Below are 18,621 nucleotides of genomic sequence, written 5' to 3' on the forward strand. Positions count from 1 at the left end.
GCCTTTCATCAAAAAACCCGTTACACATATTGATACATATCACGAAACATCAGCGCACTTATTTCTGATAAGCGCACATAAAAACAAACACTATCAAAGTGATTGATCAGCGACACTCTCTCAACTAAACAGCCGCTCTTCATCTGCGACGGAGTATATCCACCGACTGACTGACTTGTCCGCAGTCAACAGAGAATGCGCACTGTTTTCTGAATGATGTTCAGGTAGCCGACAGAAAAAAATCAAGGTACTAATTAGTTACCGCAGTCGAAAGCAAAGCCCCCCTCCTGTTGCCAGGAGAGGGGCTTTATTGCGTGCGCAAGACCAGTGACAACGATCACTGGCCTGACCCGGTTTAGCGGGTGTTCTCGTCGATACCGGCTTGCAGCACCTGGGTGTCGTAATGACCTCCGACGCTCAGCGGGCCGAGGTTGAACTTGCGATCCTTGGCCGTGGCGGCGTCAGGGGTTTGGGTGAGTTCATCCTTGGCGCCGGTCGCCAGGTTGACCGCGGACCTGGACAGATTGAGGCCAACATCGGCGCGGTAGTCGCTGCCACTGAGGCGGGTGCTGGTGACTCTGGAACCGCCCAGATCCACCGAACCTTCTTTGGCAGAAACCCGCGCACCGGTCAGTTGCGTCTCCCCGCCCACCCGAAGGTCGACGCCTTGGCTGCCGCTGATGCCGGACGCCTGGGCGACGCTGTTCTTGCTGGTGTGGCTGACGTCCAGGTACAGCGTTGGGGTGTACGAGGTTTCACCGCTCTTGTCGCCGAACAACGCGCTTTGCGTTGCGTCGGCGACCTTGGTACCGGCAGTGTCTTTCTCGCTGAGCGAGTAGCTGCCACTGCGGGTCAGCGAATCCTTGGCCGAGGTCAGGCCCTCAACGCTTTTGTCGACCGCGGCTTCCAGCTTGCCGCGCTGGCTGTCGAAAGCCTCTTGGGCCTTGCCCTCAACCTTGTCCTTGAGCGGACCGGTAGTCTTGGCCAGTTTGCCGACGGCGCCCGGCTGGTTCTTCTCCGCGTTCAAACGCAGGTCGATACCGACCTTGACGCTGCTCTCCCGGTCCTGACGACTTTCGACCGTGAGATCACCGCCGACCTGGCCGCGGACCTGTTTGGCGTCGATGCGGGCACCGGCCAAATGGGTGTCGCCAGCGCTGTTCAGCACCACGCTGTCAGCCTGGATATGACTGTTTTTCTGCGTCGTGCTGTTGCGATTGTCGACGTCGATTTTCGCTCGCGCGTCGAAGCCGTGGCCGCTCTTGGCAACGTCCTGATCGTTGGTCGCCGACGGCGTGGATTGGCTCGCGTTACCGCCAGCGCCGAGGGTCAGCCCCCAATTGTTGACGGCCTGAGTCGACTGCGCCGACTCCTGATAGATCCCGCCTTGTTGAGCATCGAGAGTCACGCTCGGTGCGTTGACCTGAGTACCTTGCAAGTGGATGGCGTCAGCAGCGCCGGAGCCGCTGCTCAGCAGCACCGCGCCCTGACTGTTCAGGCTGCCGCCCTTAAGGCTTTGGCTGTTTTCGCCAACCCGGCCGATGTTGAAATTGGCGCTCAGGTTGCCGTTCAGGCCACTGCTTTGCTCGGTGCTGCTTTTACCGCCACCGACATTGAGGCCACCACCCAGATTACTGCCATTGGCGCTATGAGTATCCGTCGCAGCTTGCAGATCGAGCTTGCCACCAGCGTTCAGCGAGATGTCAGCTGCCTTGTTCACCACCGTGCCGATGGTGGTGCCTTGCAGCACTTGATCGCCAGCGCTGCTCAGTTGCACCGGACCTTTGCCCTGAATACTCGCGACGCGGGCCTGGCTGTCTTCGATCTGGTTGGCCTTGTGATCGAGTTGGAAACCGGCGCCCAAGTTGACGTTGGTGCCTTCGGCGCCCGGATTGGTGCCGACCGTCAACGAGGCATCGCCACGCAGGCTGGAAGTGCTGCTGCTCTGATGGTCGTTGGCCTGATTGAGCGCCAGATCGCCACCGCTCTTGATCGCCACACCGCCCTGCCCGCCGTTGAACTGACTGCCTTGGTACTGGCCGTCACCGCGCAGATCGATCTTCACCCCCTGATTGCCGGCGTAACTGCCGACCACGGCTTTGGCGCTGGACTCGGAAGTCTGGCGGCTACCGCCCGCCCCGCTGCCGCGAACATTCACGTCTTCACCGGTGGTGGTGTAGACACGAACGCCAGCCTTGGCATCCACCGATTGCTCGCTGCTGCTGTGGGTGTTGCTGGCTGCCGTGGCGACCTGACTGTCAGCCTTGATCGTCAGCGCGCCGTCGGTTGCACGGTACTGGGTGCCCTGATCCTTCACTGCACCGGCCACCTGAACATCAACGGCCCCGCCCTTGAACTGGCTGACGACAGCTTCGCTGTTTTGCTCGCTACGGCTGTTGTTCGAATGACCGACCTCGACGTCGATTCCGACATTCGGCTGTGTGAGGTTATCCAGCAAGCCCGGTTGCTGAACTTTGCTCTGGGCGACGCCTTCGATGGCTTTGGCGATAGGACGGGCGATGCCTTTGTACTCGACGTTGGCACCGACGTCGGCCGACCAATTGTTCTCCTTGTGGGAACTGCTCTCGGTGTTATTGGCAGCCTGATTGTCGACCTGCCCCGCCGTAACCTGAAGCGTCGAGCCGGCGACAACCTGTGCACCTTGGGTGGTCAATGTGCCGTTGCCAGCGTTGATCTGCAGCTTGCCGCTGCTCTCGACGCCCGTTGTGCGAGCCGTGGTTTGGGTATTGCTGTCCTGGCTGCTGCTGTGGGCGAAATCCACACCACTGCCGGCGCGATCCAGACCACCGGTGTAGTAGAAACCGCCGCCGTTGCTGGTGGTATCCGTGGTACTGGATTTACTGTCGTGCTCGGTCAATAACGCAACGTTCTGCCCGCTGAGGCTGACGTCGCCGGCACTGGCTTTGACGTTGGCGCCTTTGAGCGTCAGGTCGCCGCCCGCCGTCAGCTCGACGTTGGCACCGCTCAGGCTCGAGCCCTGCTGACGGGTTTCATTGGCAGTGGTGGTTTGTTGTTTGTCTTCATAGTGAATGCCGGCGCGGTACTGACCGGCACCCACTGCGTTCTCTTTGGCGTAGGCATCGAAACCACGGTTCTGGGTCGAAGTGCTGCTGTCAGCGGTGTTCTGAGCCGAGCTGACGGTGAGCTTGCCCGCCGCGTCTGCACTGAGCGAACCACCGGCCGAGACAGTGGCGCCGACCACGTCGATGTCCTTGGCGCTCTTGAGTACAAGGTTACTGTCGGAACTCAGCTGGCTGCTGACGGTGGTGCTGCCCTTGAGGTTCTGGCGGTTTTCATCCTTGGTGATACCAAAGAATTTGCTGTCCTTGTCATGGCTGTTGCTGTGCGAGGTGTTCTGCACGCCGTCGATAGTCAACGAGCCTTTGTCGCTGATGACGCTGGCCTCGGTCCGGCCACGCACCTGGCTGCCGCTGATGCGCACGTCGTCAGCCTTGACGATCAACTTGCCGTCGGCGTTGATCTTGCTGCCCTGATTCAGGGTCTTGCCCTGATCGGCATCACCGGTCTTGCCAAAGAACCCGCCACCGACCAGGTCGCCCGAGTAGCCGTTTTTGCTGCTGCTTTGCGTACGACTGGCGCTGCTGATATCAACCTGTTTGCCAGCCAGCTGAATGTCACCCTTGCTGGTCAGCTCCGCGCCTTGAGAAGACAACAGCTCACCGCTGCTGATGGCAATGTTCTTGCCGGCCTTCAACTGGCTGGTAACGCTGCGTTGCTCTTCGCTGCTGTTGTCCCAATTGGCTTTCCACAGGTGCTTGCGGTGGTTGCCCTGATCGCGCTGGGTGCGGGTTTCGGTCGCCGCCGTGAGACGCAGATCAGCACCGCTGTCGACCTTCAGGGTGTCACCGGCCTCGACCTTGGCGGCCTTGAGTTCGGTCCTGGCGCCGGCCTTGAGTTCGGCATTGTGGCTGGCCACGACCTGGCTGCCATGCTGGCGCGAGTCGCTGTCGGTCTGGGTCCGGTCGTAGGTTTCCCAGGTGATGCCGATGGTGCTGTTGTTCCAGCTCTCACGTTTTTCCTGAAGCTTGCGCGCTTCGATGCTGCTCAGCGTGAGGTTGCGCCCGGCATCGAGCTTGACGTTGCGGCCACTGACATCCGCCGCCGCCAACGTCAGGTCCTTGTCACTGCGCAACGCGACATCGCCCTGGCTGCTGCGTACCGCGCTGCGAGTGACGTCGAGGCTGTTGGGCAGTGCCTGGCCACTGATCTGCAAGTCACCCGCAGACTGGATTTTCACGCCGTCACGGCCTTCAACCTGGACCGGGCCGACCCGTACACCGGCGCCTTCGGCGGTGCTGACAATGTTGATGCGCCCGGCCTGCATGGCGCCGAACAGGCTGGCATCGATGCGCGAATCCTGAGTGTTGCCGGCCGGGTCGACGCTACGCACCTGACCACTCGCGTAATCCAGCTGATTGCGGCCGACGGTCAGGTTCAGCTGGTCGCGCGCGTCGATGCGGCCCTGGCTGTCGATGCGCGGGGCGATCAGGTTGATGCTGCCTTCGCGGTTCGTCAGGCCCTGCCCCTGGATCTGTAAATTACCGGTGGCGTCACGGGTGTTGAGACCCTGCAATTTACCGTCGTTCAGCTCGGGACGACCGACCACCAGGTTGGCATTCGGGGTATTGATGAAGCTGCCACCGTTGACCGAGATGCCGTTCGGGTTGGCCAGCACGTAGTCGGCCGAGCGCCCGAAAATCTCCTGAGCACCATTGAGGGCCGAGGCGTTACGGCTGATCACTTCGTTGAGGATCACGCTCGCGGCCTGCCCCTGGAACTGCGGGTTGGCAGCCAACTGCCCGGCGAGTTGCGACTGCCCGGCTTGCAGGGCGTTGTTCAGCACCAGTCCCTGACGGTCGACGTTGTAATCGAGAAACTGGTTATGCGACAGACCGGCACCATTGGGTGCAACGATATTGACGATCGGTACACCGGCCTGATTTTGCAGCTGTGGGGTGCCGCCCGGACCGGGCGCGACCGTCAAGCTACCGGCAAACGCCTGAGGCAGTTGGGCAACGAGGAACAGACTGGCAATCGCCCAACGCAGTTTGCCCCGAGGGGAAAGGTGAAACGCGAACTTTTCTATCGGCATGAGAACCTCTCAATAAATTAGCTGAATCAAGTTGCGCGTTGAGGAGTACGCCGCTGCTGTCGCGCTCAGATACAGCGGCTGTTTCAGGCTGTCGGGGGTGGCGGTTTTCATATCTGCAGGCCCAGGCGCATCAGCCAGGTTTCGGGCTCACTCCCAAAGCCTTTGGGGGTGTTGAGGCTGCGTTGGTAATCGAAGTCGACTTGCAGGTTTTTCCAGCTCAGGTTGAGCCCGGCACTGGCACCGCTCAGCCGTTGGCCTGAAGCGCCGTGATCAGCCTTGAGCCAACCGTTGTCCAGACCCAGGCGCGGGGTGATTTGCACTGGCAGGCCGCTGTTCAGCGGCAAGCGCAGCGTGTTGCGCCAGATCGCCCCGGTAGCGCCGGATGCGCTGTTTTCGCGGTAGCCGCGGACAGCAGAATCATCGGTGCCCAGCAGTTGTTCGATGGCGGGCAACGGATCGGGGCTGTATTGCAGCGAGAGCTGGCTCTGCCACTGCCAGGCCTGCCCGGCGAACTGGCCATTGCGCCACTGGCTGAGGTTCGCGCGGTATTTGCGAAACTGCGCTTTGGGCAGGTTGCTGTTCTGGCGCTGGGCATCGTCGTCGGCGCCCCACCAATGCAGCCCTTGGGCGTAGTTGATGTCGAGGTTCCACACTGCGCTGTTGAGCCAGAACAGATTCAACCCGGCTTCGGCCACGGTCAGCGTCGGGCTCTGAATGCCGAGGCGAATGTTCTCCAGATAACTGTCGACGTCCTTGTGCGCCAGTTGCAGATTGGCACTGAGCTGGTGACCCTGATCACGCCACAACACGCGGTCGGCGCGCAGGCTGAGCTGGTCGGTCAGCCCGCTGCTGTACAACGTGGTAGTGCTCAGTTTGAACGGCGCGCGGTACTCGGCATGACTGGCGAACAGGCTGTAGGTCCAGTAACCGTATGGGATGGCGTAATACAGGCTGGCGTTACGGCTGTAACGCGGGCCATGGTTGAGGGTGTCGCTGAGATTGATGCTGAGCAGGTCGTTGAGCTGCAACGGGCTGTCCAGACTCAGGCTTAACGTGTCGCGATCGCGTCCAGTGCTGGCGCTGCCGAGGTTGTCCAGACCCAACCCCAAGGCCCAACGCGAGGCACCACTGCTGCGTGAACGCAAAATGATCCGCGAGGCTCCAGGCTGGCTGCCTGGGGCGATGTCGGCCGTCAGATCGAGCGAACGCAAGCGGTTCAACTGATCCAGACCCTGCTCCAGATCGCGCAGGTTCAGCGGCTTGCCGAGCATGCCGGGAAAGGCCCCGCCCAATGAGACCGGCAGACTCTGATCCTGCAGTTCGATGGACTCGACGTAACCTTCATCGACCCGAATATCCAGCGACTGACCGGCCGCCGGAGCGCTGACCAGGTACGGCCGACTGGCGATGTAACCAGCGTCGACGTACAAGCGGGTGATGGTCGCCAGCAGGTGATTGATCTGGCCAACCCCCATGCACGAAGCGATCTGCGGCTTGAGTTGCGCGTTCAGTTCACGGCTGTTCAACAGCGTGACGCCGCCAATACGCGTCCCGCTCAAGGGCCAGCAGCGTTCATCGGCAGTGACCTGCGCGGGTAACGTTGGGGTAACCGGCTCCGGGCCAAAGCTACCGCGTTCCAATTGGCGGCGACGTTGTTCCAGTTGCAGTTGTTGCAGATCGCGTTGTTGCTGCTGTTGCTGTCGCAGGACTTCCTGCCCGGGGGCCGAGGGTTCCGCGGCGTGGAGCGGAGCTATGCTCAGGCTCAGCAGCGCGGCCAACAAACGCGGAAAGAATGGGCTGGAGAAACGCGGGACAACGGAAAGCGAAAACGGCACTCAACATCCTTGCATTCGATTAACTGGCCTAATGCCACGCTATCAATAGGCGTGATAGTCAAACCCTGACTTCACAAATGCAAGACGCTTCCTACGTAGTATTTAATAATTAAACATCACTACAGTTTTCGCCGATCAGGCCGTGTGGCTCGCACGCCTGCTCAAAAACACCGCCTATCAAAAGCGTCCACCCAGGATGATCGACACCCGACGAGTGGCCGGAAAAATCAATTGTCAGAAAATATTACCTGCGTCATATTACGTCCGTAATAACGACTGATACCCCATAGGGGATTGCCATGACCAACCTGAACGCCGTTGATCCTTCCCTCGCCGTGCAACCTGCGCGCCCTCCTTTGCTCAAGCGCTTACTGCTCGCCGTTGCGGGCCTCATTGCTCTGGCGTTGATCGCCTTCTACGGTTCGCACTGGTGGACCAGCGGCCGCTTCATCGAAGAAACCGATGACGCCTACATCGGTGGCGACGTGACAGTGATCGGGCCAAAGGTCGCAGGTTATGTCGAAGAAGTGCTGGTGACCGACAACCAGCGCGTCAAGGCTGGCGACCTGCTGATACGCCTCGATTCGCGCGACTATCGCGCCAGTCTGGCCAAGGCCGAAGGCGCCGTTGCCGCGGAAGAAGCGCTGCTGGCCAACCTCGATGCCACAGAGCAATTGCAACACGCGGTGATCGGTCAGGCGCGCGCCGGGATTGACGCCGCAGGCGCGGAAACCGCCCGTTCGCGGGATGACAATGCCCGCTACAAACAACTGGTCGGCAGTAATGCGGTGTCGGTGGAAAGTGCGCAACGCGCCGATGCCACCTTCAAGACGGCTCAAGCGCAGAGTGCCCGGGCACAAGCCGAGTTGCTCGCGACGCAACGGCAGCTGGACGTGATCGCTACCCGCAAGCAACAAGCCAAAGCGGCGTTGATGCAGGCGCGCGCCGAACGTGATCTGGCGCAACTGAACCTCGGTTACACCGAATTGCGCGCACCGGTCGATGGTGTGATCGGCAACCGCCGGGCGCGGGTTGGCGCCTATGCCCAGGCCGGCTCGCAATTGCTCTCGGTGGTACCGGCCAGCGGACTGTGGGTCGATGCCAACTTCAAGGAAGATCAGCTGGCGCACATGGTGCCGGGCCAGCGCGTGAGCATTCATGCCGACGTGCTTTCGGGCCGCGAATTCCACGGTCATCTGGACAGCCTTGCGCCAGCCACTGGCGCGCAGTTCAGCGTGCTGCCACCAGAAAACGCCACCGGCAACTTCACCAAAATCGTCCAGCGGGTGCCGGTGCGGATCCTCCTTGATCCGGCCGATGGCGTACTCGGCCAGTTGCGTCCGGGGCTGTCGGTGACCGCGTCGGTTGATACCAAAACCGCGCCCAAGGAAACGACCGTTGCCATAGCCCAGGCCAGCGCACCATGAGCCGCGCCCTCACCGCCCAGGCACAACCGTTCAATGCCGCGAACATGACGACGGCGACCAAGGTATTTGCCTTCGCCACGATGTGCATCGGCATGTTCATCGCGCTGCTGGATATCCAGATCGTTTCGGCCTCGCTGCGTGACATCGGCGGCGGGCTCTCGGCCGGCACCGACGAAACCGCCTGGGTGCAGACCAGCTACCTGATCGCCGAAATCATCGTGATTCCGTTGTCGGGCTGGCTGTCGCGAGTGTTTTCCACCCGTTGGTTGTTCTGCGTTTCGGCGGTCGGTTTCACCTTGGCCAGCCTGCTCTGCGGTGCAGCCTGGAACATCCAGAGCATGATCGCCTTCCGTGCCCTGCAAGGCTTTCTTGGCGGCTCGATGATCCCGTTGGTGTTCACCACCGCGTTCTTTTTCTTCACCGGCAAACAACGGGTCATCGCCGCCGCGACCATTGGTGCGGTGGCCTCATTGGCGCCGACCCTCGGGCCGGTGATTGGCGGCTGGATCACCGACGTGTCGTCCTGGCACTGGTTGTTTTACATCAACCTGGTGCCGGGGATTTTCGTCGCTGTCGCGGTGCCGATGCTGGTGAAAATCGACCAGCCGGAATTGTCTCTGCTCAAGGGCGCGGATTACCTCAGCATGGTGTTCATGGCGCTGTTTCTCGGTTGCCTGGAATACACCCTGGAAGAAGGTCCGCGCTGGAACTGGTTCAGCGATCAGACCATTCTGACCACCGCGTGGATCTCGGGGCTGGCGGGGCTGGCGTTTATCGGCCGAAGCCTGCACGTGGCCAACCCGATCGTTGATCTGCGGGCGCTGAAAGACCGCAACTTTGCCCTCGGCTGCTTCTTTTCATTCGTCACCGGGATCGGCCTGTTCGCGACCATTTACCTGACGCCGTTGTTTCTCGGTCGGGTACGCGGTTATGGCGCACTGGATATTGGTCTGGCGGTGTTTTCCACCGGAGTGTTCCAGATCATGGCGATTCCGCTGTATGCCTTTCTGGCCAACCGCGTCGACCTGCGCTGGATCATGATGGCCGGTCTTGGGCTGTTCGCGTTATCGATGTGGGACTTCAGCCCGATCACCCATGACTGGGGCGCCAGGGAATTGATACTGCCGCAAGCCTTGCGCGGGATTGCCCAGCAATTGGCGGTGCCACCGGCGGTCACGCTGACATTGGGCGGGTTGGCCCCGGCGCGTTTGAAGCACGCCTCCGGCTTGTTCAATCTGATGCGTAACCTCGGTGGTGCGATCGGCATCGCCGCCTGCGCAACGATCCTCAATGACCGCACCAACCTGCATTTCACTCGGCTGGCCGAGCACCTGAACAGCAGCAATGAAGCCATGAACCAGTGGCTATCACAGGTCGGCAGCAACTTTGCCGCCCTCGGTCAGAGCGGCGACACGGGCGTGACTGCCAGCCTGCACCAACTGTGGCTGCTGACCTACCGCGAAGCCCAGACGCAAACTTATGGCGACGCGTTTCTGATGATCATGGTCTGTTTCATCATCGCGACGCTGATGGTGCCCTTGATGCGCAAGGTGCAACCACCGGCCACACCGTCAGCAGATGCCCATTGAGAAGAGGAGCTGTAAGAGAGTCAGGTTTATTTCACTGACGGAAATCGCCGAGACCTCCACAGGTCATTTATTAGATCAGGAGGGGGTAATGAGCTTATTGAAACCCGAGATACTTAAATCTACGGTCACTTCGAACTCAGACTGATCAGGAGCACCAACCGTATATTTAAGACTTGCAGAAAACTCTTGCTTGCTGCTATTTATCACCAGATCAATAGCCCCCTCAAGTCCACGCCAAGATTTAACTTGTTCCCCGTCATATACATAGATAGCAAACCATCTTGCCCATTGATCATGCGAACCACTTTGAATGTTCCCCGGTAACTCAAACACTACAGTCTGTCTCCTAACCGCCGGACTTCCTGTGCTCGCCTCAAAAATTAGCAGGCCTGATCGTTCCACCATTGAAATTCCGTCTGGCACCAACGACCCTAACGGCCCCAGGTTGCCTTTACACGAACCACTTGCATTAATGATTACTTCTAATTGACTGGCATTGTTTTCACTCATGACTTATCTCCTTCTGTTGATCTCACTCCATAGGCCATCCAGGAGTTGAAAAACTATAGCGGTATAAATCATCGCGCACACCTGTCAGGTCTGACAGTATGTTTCCCTTAACTTCTGCTGGTACTCTTACAGGTTAGGTAATGGCTGAGTCTTTCACAAAGAACTCAACCTCCTTGTTACGCGTCCACACAAGTTGCACCGTGGAAACCTCTCTGCGACGTGTTCCTGATGATCATGGTCTGTTTCATCATCGCGACGCTGATGGTGCCCTTGATGCGCAAGGTGCAACCACCGGCCGCACCGTCAGCAGACGCCCATTGATCGCGGATCAGGCCTGCGGCATTTTACGGAAACCCACCGCCAGGCGATTCCAGCTGTTGATAGTGGTAATCGCCACGGTGAGGTCGACCATTTCCTTGGGCGTGAATTGCGCGGCGGCCATTTCGTAGTCTTCGTCCGGGGCGTGGGTCAGGCTGAGCTGGGTCAGGGATTCGGTCCAGGCCAGGGCCGCACGCTCGCGGTCGCTGAAGAACGGGGCTTCGCGCCAGGCGGTAACGGCGAACAGGCGACGTGGAGTTTCACCGTCCTTTATGGCATCGGCGGTGTGCATGTCGATGCAGAACGCGCAGCCGTTGATCTGCGAAGCACGCAGCTTGACCAGTTCGATCAGCGACTTTTCCAGCGGCAGCTTGGAGACCGCGGTTTCCAGCGCGATCATGGCTTTAAGGGCATCCGGCGAGGCGGTGTAGAAATCGGCACGAGATTGCATGGTGAACTCCGTAGCAAGTGGGGATGCGCCATACGGTAGCGCTACTGGCCATTGGCACAAATAGCCAATTATTCAGAAGTCGAGGTAGCCAATGACCGGCCTGCCCGTCTTTTGGCGCGACCGTTTCTCCGGCCAAGTTGGCGATGAATCGCGCGCTGGCCCCCCTCGATCCACCGGAGTAACAGCAACCGTAGCAGCTGCCGAGCCCGCGAGGCTGCGTTCGAGGACGCAGTCCTCGCAAACCCTGTGTACGCGGTTTACCTGAATGAACGTGTTGCATGATTTTACGACCGCTTCGCGGCCGAACGCAGCCTCGCGGGCTCGGCAGCTGCTACGACGGGTGTTTAAGCTTGCCTACGCAGTGCCCATCAGAGGCTACAACACCTTGCGTAGCGACCTACACCTGCGCCAGAATCCGCCGGCTTGTGCACCTTGGCCCTGGCTTCTATTGTTCTCCTGTCGCTGCCCATCAGCGATCGGGTTTAGCAGCTCGGAGGTTTCACGTAGGTGCACTGCACTCCAGAAAATCAGGTATTCCCTATCCCTGAACTCTATGGTGGCTGTGCGCAGGGCGCCCTCGGGCGCGCCGGTTTTTCGTGATTCCTCCCGGTCTGCTAACCTGCGTACAGCCGCCACCCTCGTTTAGCAGCGAATCGGTGGTAGCTCCAAATAGGAAATCACGAGAATGTTCAAACCAACTCCAAATCCCCCCGAAACAGAAACCGACCCCGTTTCCCCCTACGCCTCTCTCGACTCGAAAGAACTCCACGCCGCCGCGCACCGCGCACTCGATCACTACCTGGTGCTGCCCGAGACCAAGGCATTGTTAGCCGACCGACGCCCCGGCTGCATTTTCGTCATCGCCCCCGACGTCGACAGCGAAACCCTGCTGGCCCACGCCTGCGAAACCCTCGCTTCGGTGAATGTCATGGCCAGCGATCTGGCGTTTGAGCTCGAAGGCCCCAAGCGCAATACCGCGCTGGCGATTCAACAGATGATTTCCCTGGCCGAGTTGACGGTGAATCGCGCACTGGACCACCTCGATCCACCGGATTCACCGGAGTAACGGCCAACGCCGTGAGGCCTTGTGGGAGCGAGCTTGCTCGCGATGACGGTTTTACATTCAGCATCAATGGTTACTGTCACACCGCTATCGCGAGCAAGCTCGCTCCCACATTCGATCCTTGCTGTTTCGAACTTTGTGTTCACTTAACTGACTGGCATTAGGGCTGCCCCCTCGCCACAGGCCGGTAGCACGCACAGACCACACAAAACCCGCCATCCTTTCGCAAGGCTGGCGGGTTTTTGATTGCTCTCACGAGTGAGAACACTGTGAAGGCCTCGTAACGAACTACGCACGGCTACGCAACCACTGCAAGAAGCCCTTCTTCTCGACAACCTTCGGCACTTCCTGCGTCAGGGTTTGTGCGGTGTGCAAGCGGTAATCCAGCAACGCTTGCATCGCTTCGTTGATGTCGTGGCGGGCGTCGAGGCAGGGTTTGAGGTATTCCTTTTCGATCCGGTACAGGGTGCAGAAGGTCTTGGCCGAAAAGTCCGCTGGCACCGATTTGTCCGAGAGAATCCCGGCCTCACCGATCACCTCGCCCGGCCCCATGCGCCCGGCTTCGAACTTGTTGCCGCCACGGCTCAAGGCTACCGACACCACGCCCGACTCGATGATGAACAGGTGATCGCTGACCTCGCCAGCCGGCAGGATCATTTCCCCGGCTCGGAAGGTGACGAGCTTCATGTTCTGGCTGAAGGTGTCTTTCTCCTCCTGACGCAAGGTCGAAAAAATACTCGAACTTTCGAGCAACGCCCTTGGCCGCGAGACGCCTGGCGGTGTTGCAGTTTCTGCGGTCGACAACAAGCTCACGCCCGATGCACGCAAATGCCGGAAAGCCAGATCGAACAGCAGATTGCGCACTTCGCGCTTTTGCCCCATGGACGATACAAACCCGATGATCTCGTACTCCACACCACTGGCGCTGGAGCTTTTCAAGGAAACGCTCGGTGCCGGTTTGCTGAGCAGTGGCCGGCAACCCTGCATCGCCCGCTCCAGCGCTTCGATCACCGTGTGCGGGCGCGCATGGGGGCTCAATTGCAGGCTGATCGTAATGCCGAATATGTCGCTGGGCCGGCTGAAGTTGATGATCTTGGCCTTGGCCGCCAATGAGTTGGGAATCACCGCCATGCTGCCCTGTGAGGTTTGCAAGCGCGTGGCCCGCCAATCGATGTCGGTGACCCGGCCTTCGGTGCCGTCGATGGAGATCCAGTCATCCAGTTGATAAGGTTTGGTGGTGTTGAGCACGATGCCGGAAAACACATCGCTGAGGGTACTCTGCAATGCCAGGCCGACGATGATCGCCAAGGCACCGGACGTCGCGAGCACACCTTTGACCGGCAGATCGAGCACATACGCCAGGGCCGCAATGATCGCGATCAGGAAAATCACCGCGCCGAGCAAATCCTGCAATAGCCGGCCGGTATGCCCGACCCGTTGCATCATCACCGTGCCGAGCAATACCGTCAGGGTCCGCGCGCCAAACAGCCACCAACCAATCTGCAATCCGGTCGCGGCCAGATGCAGCGGCACGTTCTCCGGCCAGGGCGCCACGTCCATCGGGTTCATGCCTTCGTTGAACAACACGGCGCTGAACAACGCAAAAATCACCAGCCGCATGACCAACTGCCAGTGACTGACACTGATCAACCGCCACAGCAGGATGTCGACCAGAATCAGCGCCAGGGCGCAGAACATTGGGTGATCGGTGAGAAGTGACAACATCAAGCAACTCCAGCAAAGCCAATGGCGTGAAGATCGCACAGATTGGGCACAGTGTAGGAGTGTTTGATTGCGAGATGAACGCAACCTGCAAAACACCACAAAACCAATGTGGGAGCGAGCTTGCTCGCGATAGCGGTCTGACAGTCACTGTATAAGTGTCTGTTCCACCGTCATCGCGAGCAAGCTCGCTCCCACAGTTGGGCGGTGGCGTACACAGATTCTGTGTACGCCACCCGATCATTGTTACTTGCTGTTGGTCAGGGTGTTGTAGCTGGTCATCAGGTTGCGGTAATCCGGAATGTGGTTGGAGAACAAAGTCGCCAGCCCTTCCACGTCGTTGCGCCAGTCGCGATGCAACTCACACGCCAGGCCGAACCAGGTCATCAATTGTGCGCCCGAGGACGACATGCGGTCCCAGGCCGACTGCCGGGTGAGTTCGTTGAAGGTACCGGAAGCATCGGTGACCACGAACACCTCAAAACCTTCAGCCAGCGCCGACAGCGCCGGGAACGCTACGCAAACTTCGGTTACCACACCGGCGATGATCAGTTGCTTCTTGCCGGTGGCCTTGATCGCCTTGACGAAGTCTTCGTTGTCCCAGGCATTGATCTGGCCAGGGCGAGCAATGTATGGCGCTTCTGGAAACAGTGCCTTGAGCTCCGGCACCAGCGGGCCGTTGGGGCCGGTTTCGAAACTGGTGGTGAGGATGGTCGGCAGTTTGAAGTACTTGGCCAGGTCGGCCAGCGCCAGCACGTTGTTCTTGAACTTGTCCGGTTCGATATCGCGTACCAGCGACAGCAGGCCAGCCTGATGATCGACCAACAGAACGGCGGCGTTGTTTTTGTCCAGACGTTTGTAAGAGGTAGTCATTGCAGTAGTCCTCGCTTTTTATCGATGCCGAGTGGAATCGGCGTGGGGGTTGTTCGGTTAGCGCTGGGAATCCAGCACTTCGTGTTCATTCGCCACTTGCTGGGCCTTGAGGTAACTCTCGATCAGCAATTGATAATGCGGCATGGCCTGGGCGTAGACAGCGGCCCACTGCTCGGCGTCCGGGCGGTTCCACGAACCTTGCAGCTCAGAGAGCGTAGCCATGATGTCGATCGGCACCACCCCGGCCTGGGCCAAACGGGCAATTGTCAGATCAGTGGCCAGTTTCGAGTGGTTACCGGAGGCATCGACCACCGCGAACACTTTGTAGCCTTCGTGCACCGCCGCAATGGACGGGAATGCCAGGCAAACGCTGGTCAACGTGCCGGCAATCACCAGGGTTTTCTTGCCGGTGGCTTTGACCGCCGCATGAAATTGCGGGTTGTCCCAGGCATTGATTTCACCTTTGCGCGCCACGTACTGAGCGTGCGGCGCCTCTTGGTGAATCTCCGGAATCAACGGTCCGTTCGGCCCTTGCGGTACGGAAGCGGTGGTGATCACCGGCATCTTCAGCAAGGTCGCGGCCTTGGCCAGGGCGATGGCATTGGCGCGCAGTTGTGGGACGTCCATATCCTTGACGATCTGGAACAGTCCGCTTTGGTGGTCGATCAACAGCAGTGCGCTGTCGTTGGGGTCGATAGTCGGTTTCAGGCCGTTGAAGTTGGCCGCATTGATAGTGCTCATGAGCGTTTCCTCTTTCTTTCAGGCAACAGCCATCCCTGGCCTGTGAACCGGCCTACGTATCCTGTGTAGAGCGGGGTTTTAAACGTGAGTGCTGTTAACCGTGCATCCGGCCGAACTGACCGGACTGGAAGTCGGCGAAGGCCTGATGAATCTCTTGCTCGGTGTTCATCACGAACGGGCCGTGACCGACAATCGGCTCGTCGATCGGTTCACCGCTGAGCAGCAGCACCACCGCATCGTTGTTGGCTTCCAGACTGAGTTGGTCGCCAGTGCGCTCGAACAATGCCAATTGCCCTTCGCGAACCCGTTCCAGGCCATTGACCTGGACCGTGCCGCGCAACACCACCAGCGCCGTGTTGCGACCTTCGTGCAGATCCAGGTTCAGCAACTTGCCGGCATTCAGGCGGATGTCCCAGACGTCGATCGGTGTGAAGGTCTTCGCAGGCCCCCGCAGGCCATCGAACTCACCGGCAATCAAGCGCAGGCTGCCGGCCTTGTTCTTCAGGGCAATGCTTGGGATATCACCGTCGAGAATCGTCTGGTAACCGGCATCGGCCATTTTGTCCCTGGCCGGCAGGTTGACCCACAGCTGGACCATTTCCAGAGTGCCGCCGCTCTTGGCGAACGCTTCGGAGTGAAACTCTTCATGCAGAATTCCAGACGCTGCGGTCATCCATTGCACGTCGCCGGGGCCGATCTTGCCGCCGCTGCCGGTGGAGTCGCGGTGCTCCAGTTCGCCCTTGTAAACGATGGTCACAGTTTCGAAACCGCGATGCGGGTGCTGGCCTACACCACGACGCGCCGTGGTCGGGGTGAATTCAGCAGGGCCGGCATGGTCGAGCAGCAGGAACGGGCTGATGTGTTTGCCCAGGTTGTCGTAGGAAAACAGCGTGCGAACCGGGAAACCGTCGCCCACCCAGTGCGCTTTTGGACTGGTGTAGATACCGATGATGTTTTTCATGGTGCCTCCGAATGTGGGTGAGTCAGAACATGGACAAAGCTTAAATCCGGCACCTTTGATGCGCTAGACTGCGAAAATCACTCTTAGCGTTCTATTTGGAGAACGACAGTGGAAGACCTGAACAGCCTTTACTACTTCACCCAAGTGGTCGAACACGGAGGTTTCGCCGCTGCCGGACGCGCGCTGGACATGCCCAAGTCGAAACTCAGTCGACGGATTTCCCAGCTCGAAGAACGCCTCGGTGTACGGCTGATCCATCGCACCAGTCGGCATTGTTCGCTTACTGACATTGGCCAGGCCTACTACCAGCGTTGCCTGGCCATGCGCGTGGAAGCCGAAAGCGCCGCGGAACTGATCGAGCGCAACCGCTCCGAGCCTCAAGGGCTGGTACGCATCAGTTGTCCGACGGCGCTGCTTAATTCCTGGGTCGGGCCGATGCTGACGCGCTACATGCTCAAGTACCCGTTGGTGGAGTTGTTCATCGAGAGCACCAACCGTCGTGTGGACGTGATCCACGAAGGTTTCGACATTGCCCTGCGGGTGCGCTTTCCGCCCCTGGAAAACACCGACCTGGTGATGAAAGTACTGGGCAACAGCACCCAAAGCCTGGTGGGCTGCCCGGCCTTTCTCGAACGTTTGTCGTCACCCGCCTTGCCCGCCGACCTCAGTGGCTTGCCGAGCCTGCACTGGGGCGCCGCGCAACGTGAATACCAGTGGGAACTGTTCGGCCCGGATGCCGCCAGTGCAGTCATTCGCCATCATCCACGGCTGGTGACCGACGACCTGATCGCCCTGCGCCAGGCGGTGCTGGCCGGTCTTGGTATCGCCCACTTGCCCGCGGTGGTGGTGCGCGAGGATCTGGCCGCTGGCCGACTGGTCGAACTGGTGCCGGGCTGGGCACCCAAGTGCGGGATCGTCCATGCCATCTTCCCTTCGCGCCGTGGTTTGCTGCCGTCGGTGCGAACGCTGATCGACTTTCTGGGTGAGGAGTTCAGCCAAAGCGATATTGCCTAGTAGCAGCTGCAAGTTTGAAGTTACAAGCGGCAAGAAGCTTGAAGCTTGAAGCTTGAAGCTGCTTCTATGATTCGTGACTTTGAGTAAAGAGTGCTTTGCCGATACAGCGGTTTTTCTCAAGGATGCAGACCGGGATACTCGTGGCCATTCCCGTCACAACCCCTGGAGTCACACATGTCTGTTCCCGCTTTCGGCCTCGGTACTTTTCGCCTGCAAGGCCAGGTGGTCATCGATTCGGTGAGCACTGGCCTTGAACTCGGTTACCGGGTGATCGATACCGCGCAGATCTACGACAACGAAGCCGATATCGGCCAGGCCATCGCCGCCAGTGGCATTGCCCGCGAAGAACTGTTCATCACCAGCAAGATCTGGGTCGCCAATTTTGCCAAAGACCAGCTGATCGCCAGCCTGAAAGACAGCCTGCACAAACTGAAAACCGACTACCTCGACCTGACGCTGATCCACTGGCCGTCACCGGAAAACCAGGTGCCGGTGCACGAGTTCATGGGCGCCCTGCTTGAAGCAAAAGCGCTGGGCCTGACCCGGCAGATCGGGGTGTCGAACTTCACCGTCGACCTCATGCAACAAGCCATCGACGCGGTCGGCGCGCACAACATCGCGACCAATCAGGTTGAGCTGCACCCTTACCTGCAAAACCACAAGGTGGTTGAGTTCGCCCAGCGCCAAGGCATTCAGATCACCTCTTACATGACCCTGGCCTATGGCGAAGTCCTGAAAGATCCGCTCATCCAACAGATCGCCGAACGGCATCGGGCAACTGCGGCGCAAGTCACACTGGCCTGGGCCATGCAACTGGGTTACGCGGTGATTCCGTCGTCAACCCGACGAGCCAACCTCGACAGCAACCTGGCCGCCCGCGACCTGACGTTGAGCGCTGCGGACATGGCGCTGATCGCCGGACTTGAACGCGGCCAGCGCCTGACCAGCCCGAAGGGTATCGCTCCCGACTGGGATTGAGCAGA

General features: G+C 59.6%; 13 protein-coding genes. 5 read left to right on the top strand and 8 right to left on the bottom strand.

All coding sequences use genetic code 11. The features are described 5' to 3' along the window. Positions 1-355: 355 nt before the first annotated feature. Together BK659_RS19455 and BK659_RS19460 are read right to left on the bottom strand one after the other, a co-directional pair. The gene (locus tag BK659_RS19455; protein ID WP_123426596.1) at positions 356-5,134 is read right to left on the bottom strand and encodes a hemagglutinin repeat-containing protein; all 4,779 of its coding nucleotides are present in this window, start codon (positions 5,132-5,134) and stop codon (positions 356-358) included. A gap of 107 nt (positions 5,135-5,241) precedes the next feature. Continuing rightward, positions 5,242-6,969 (bottom strand): ShlB/FhaC/HecB family hemolysin secretion/activation protein, encoded by a 1,728-nt coding sequence (locus BK659_RS19460; protein WP_123426597.1) that lies wholly within the window; start codon positions 6,967-6,969, stop codon positions 5,242-5,244. Positions 6,970-7,268: 299 nt separating this feature from the next. Between BK659_RS19460 and BK659_RS19465 the strand changes: the two genes are divergently transcribed. Together BK659_RS19465 and BK659_RS19470 are read left to right on the top strand one after the other, a co-directional pair. After that, positions 7,269-8,396, top strand: coding sequence for an HlyD family secretion protein (locus BK659_RS19465; RefSeq protein ID WP_123426598.1), 1,128 nt, complete (start codon positions 7,269-7,271; stop codon positions 8,394-8,396). Then, positions 8,393-9,985: a DHA2 family efflux MFS transporter permease subunit gene (locus tag BK659_RS19470; RefSeq protein WP_123426599.1), complete on the top strand. Its 1,593-nt coding sequence runs from the start codon at positions 8,393-8,395 to the stop codon at positions 9,983-9,985. Before BK659_RS19465 ends, BK659_RS19470 begins: the two co-directional genes overlap by 4 nt. Positions 9,986-10,060: 75 nt before the next feature. On the opposite strand, the gene BK659_RS19475 is transcribed toward BK659_RS19470, so the two are convergent. Beyond that, on the bottom strand, positions 10,061-10,495 hold the full coding sequence (locus BK659_RS19475; RefSeq protein ID WP_123426600.1) for a hypothetical protein: 435 nt from the start codon (positions 10,493-10,495) through the stop codon (positions 10,061-10,063). A gap of 328 nt (positions 10,496-10,823) precedes the next feature. Continuing rightward, the gene (locus BK659_RS19480; RefSeq protein ID WP_123426601.1) at positions 10,824-11,264 is read right to left on the bottom strand and encodes a carboxymuconolactone decarboxylase family protein; all 441 of its coding nucleotides are present in this window, start codon (positions 11,262-11,264) and stop codon (positions 10,824-10,826) included. A gap of 685 nt (positions 11,265-11,949) precedes the next feature. Here BK659_RS19480 and BK659_RS19485 point away from each other — a divergent pair. Further along, on the top strand, positions 11,950-12,330 hold the full coding sequence (locus BK659_RS19485) for a DUF6124 family protein (RefSeq protein ID WP_123426602.1): 381 nt from the start codon (positions 11,950-11,952) through the stop codon (positions 12,328-12,330). A 285-nt stretch (positions 12,331-12,615) separates the two neighbouring features. Here the strand turns inward: BK659_RS19485 and BK659_RS19495 are convergent, their stop codons facing one another. The 4 genes from BK659_RS19495 to BK659_RS19510 all read right to left on the bottom strand — a co-directional run bounded on the left by BK659_RS19495 (position 12,616) and on the right by BK659_RS19510 (position 16,624). Then, a complete protein-coding gene (locus tag BK659_RS19495; RefSeq protein WP_123426604.1) occupies positions 12,616-14,052 on the bottom strand; it encodes a mechanosensitive ion channel family protein in 1,437 nt (478 codons plus the stop codon). Between the two features lie 243 nt (positions 14,053-14,295). After that, positions 14,296-14,922: an isochorismate family cysteine hydrolase YcaC gene (gene ycaC / locus BK659_RS19500; RefSeq protein ID WP_123426605.1), complete on the bottom strand. Its 627-nt coding sequence runs from the start codon at positions 14,920-14,922 to the stop codon at positions 14,296-14,298. A gap of 57 nt (positions 14,923-14,979) precedes the next feature. Next, on the bottom strand, positions 14,980-15,663 hold the full coding sequence (locus BK659_RS19505) for an isochorismatase family protein (protein WP_123426606.1): 684 nt from the start codon (positions 15,661-15,663) through the stop codon (positions 14,980-14,982). A gap of 94 nt (positions 15,664-15,757) precedes the next feature. After that, complete coding sequence (locus BK659_RS19510; protein WP_123426607.1) at positions 15,758-16,624, bottom strand: pirin family protein; 867 nt, start codon at positions 16,622-16,624, stop codon at positions 15,758-15,760. A gap of 108 nt (positions 16,625-16,732) precedes the next feature. On the opposite strand from BK659_RS19510, the gene BK659_RS19515 reads away from it, so the two are divergent. Then, entirely contained in the window at positions 16,733-17,638 is a 906-nt protein-coding gene (locus BK659_RS19515) for a LysR substrate-binding domain-containing protein (protein WP_123426608.1), read from the top strand. Positions 17,639-17,812: 174 nt separating this feature from the next. Continuing rightward, entirely contained in the window at positions 17,813-18,616 is an 804-nt protein-coding gene (dkgB, locus tag BK659_RS19520) for a 2,5-didehydrogluconate reductase DkgB (protein ID WP_123426609.1), read from the top strand. The last annotated feature ends 5 nt before the right edge of the window (positions 18,617-18,621 follow it).

It is taken from the genome of Pseudomonas brassicacearum (genome assembly GCF_003732225.1).
In the GTDB taxonomy this organism is placed as follows: domain Bacteria; phylum Pseudomonadota; class Gammaproteobacteria; order Pseudomonadales; family Pseudomonadaceae; genus Aquipseudomonas; species Aquipseudomonas brassicacearum_E.

Excerpts from the sequence above, each read along its gene's own strand:
- BK659_RS19455 (WP_123426596.1), bottom strand. The coding sequence starts at position 5,134 with ATGCCGATAGAAAAGTTCGCGTTTCACCTTTCCCCTCGGGGCAAACTG.
- BK659_RS19465 (WP_123426598.1), top strand. The coding sequence starts at position 7,269 with ATGACCAACCTGAACGCCGTTGATCCTTCCCTCGCCGTGCAACCTGCG.
- BK659_RS19470 (WP_123426599.1), top strand. The coding sequence starts at position 8,393 with ATGAGCCGCGCCCTCACCGCCCAGGCACAACCGTTCAATGCCGCGAAC.
- BK659_RS19475 (WP_123426600.1), bottom strand. The coding sequence starts at position 10,495 with ATGAGTGAAAACAATGCCAGTCAATTAGAAGTAATCATTAATGCAAGT.
- BK659_RS19480 (WP_123426601.1), bottom strand. The coding sequence starts at position 11,264 with ATGCAATCTCGTGCCGATTTCTACACCGCCTCGCCGGATGCCCTTAAA.
- BK659_RS19485 (WP_123426602.1), top strand. The coding sequence starts at position 11,950 with ATGTTCAAACCAACTCCAAATCCCCCCGAAACAGAAACCGACCCCGTT.
- BK659_RS19495 (WP_123426604.1), bottom strand. The coding sequence starts at position 14,052 with ATGTTGTCACTTCTCACCGATCACCCAATGTTCTGCGCCCTGGCGCTG.
- ycaC (WP_123426605.1), bottom strand. The coding sequence starts at position 14,922 with ATGACTACCTCTTACAAACGTCTGGACAAAAACAACGCCGCCGTTCTG.
- BK659_RS19505 (WP_123426606.1), bottom strand. The coding sequence starts at position 15,663 with ATGAGCACTATCAATGCGGCCAACTTCAACGGCCTGAAACCGACTATC.
- BK659_RS19510 (WP_123426607.1), bottom strand. The coding sequence starts at position 16,624 with ATGAAAAACATCATCGGTATCTACACCAGTCCAAAAGCGCACTGGGTG.
- dkgB (WP_123426609.1), top strand. The coding sequence starts at position 17,813 with ATGTCTGTTCCCGCTTTCGGCCTCGGTACTTTTCGCCTGCAAGGCCAG.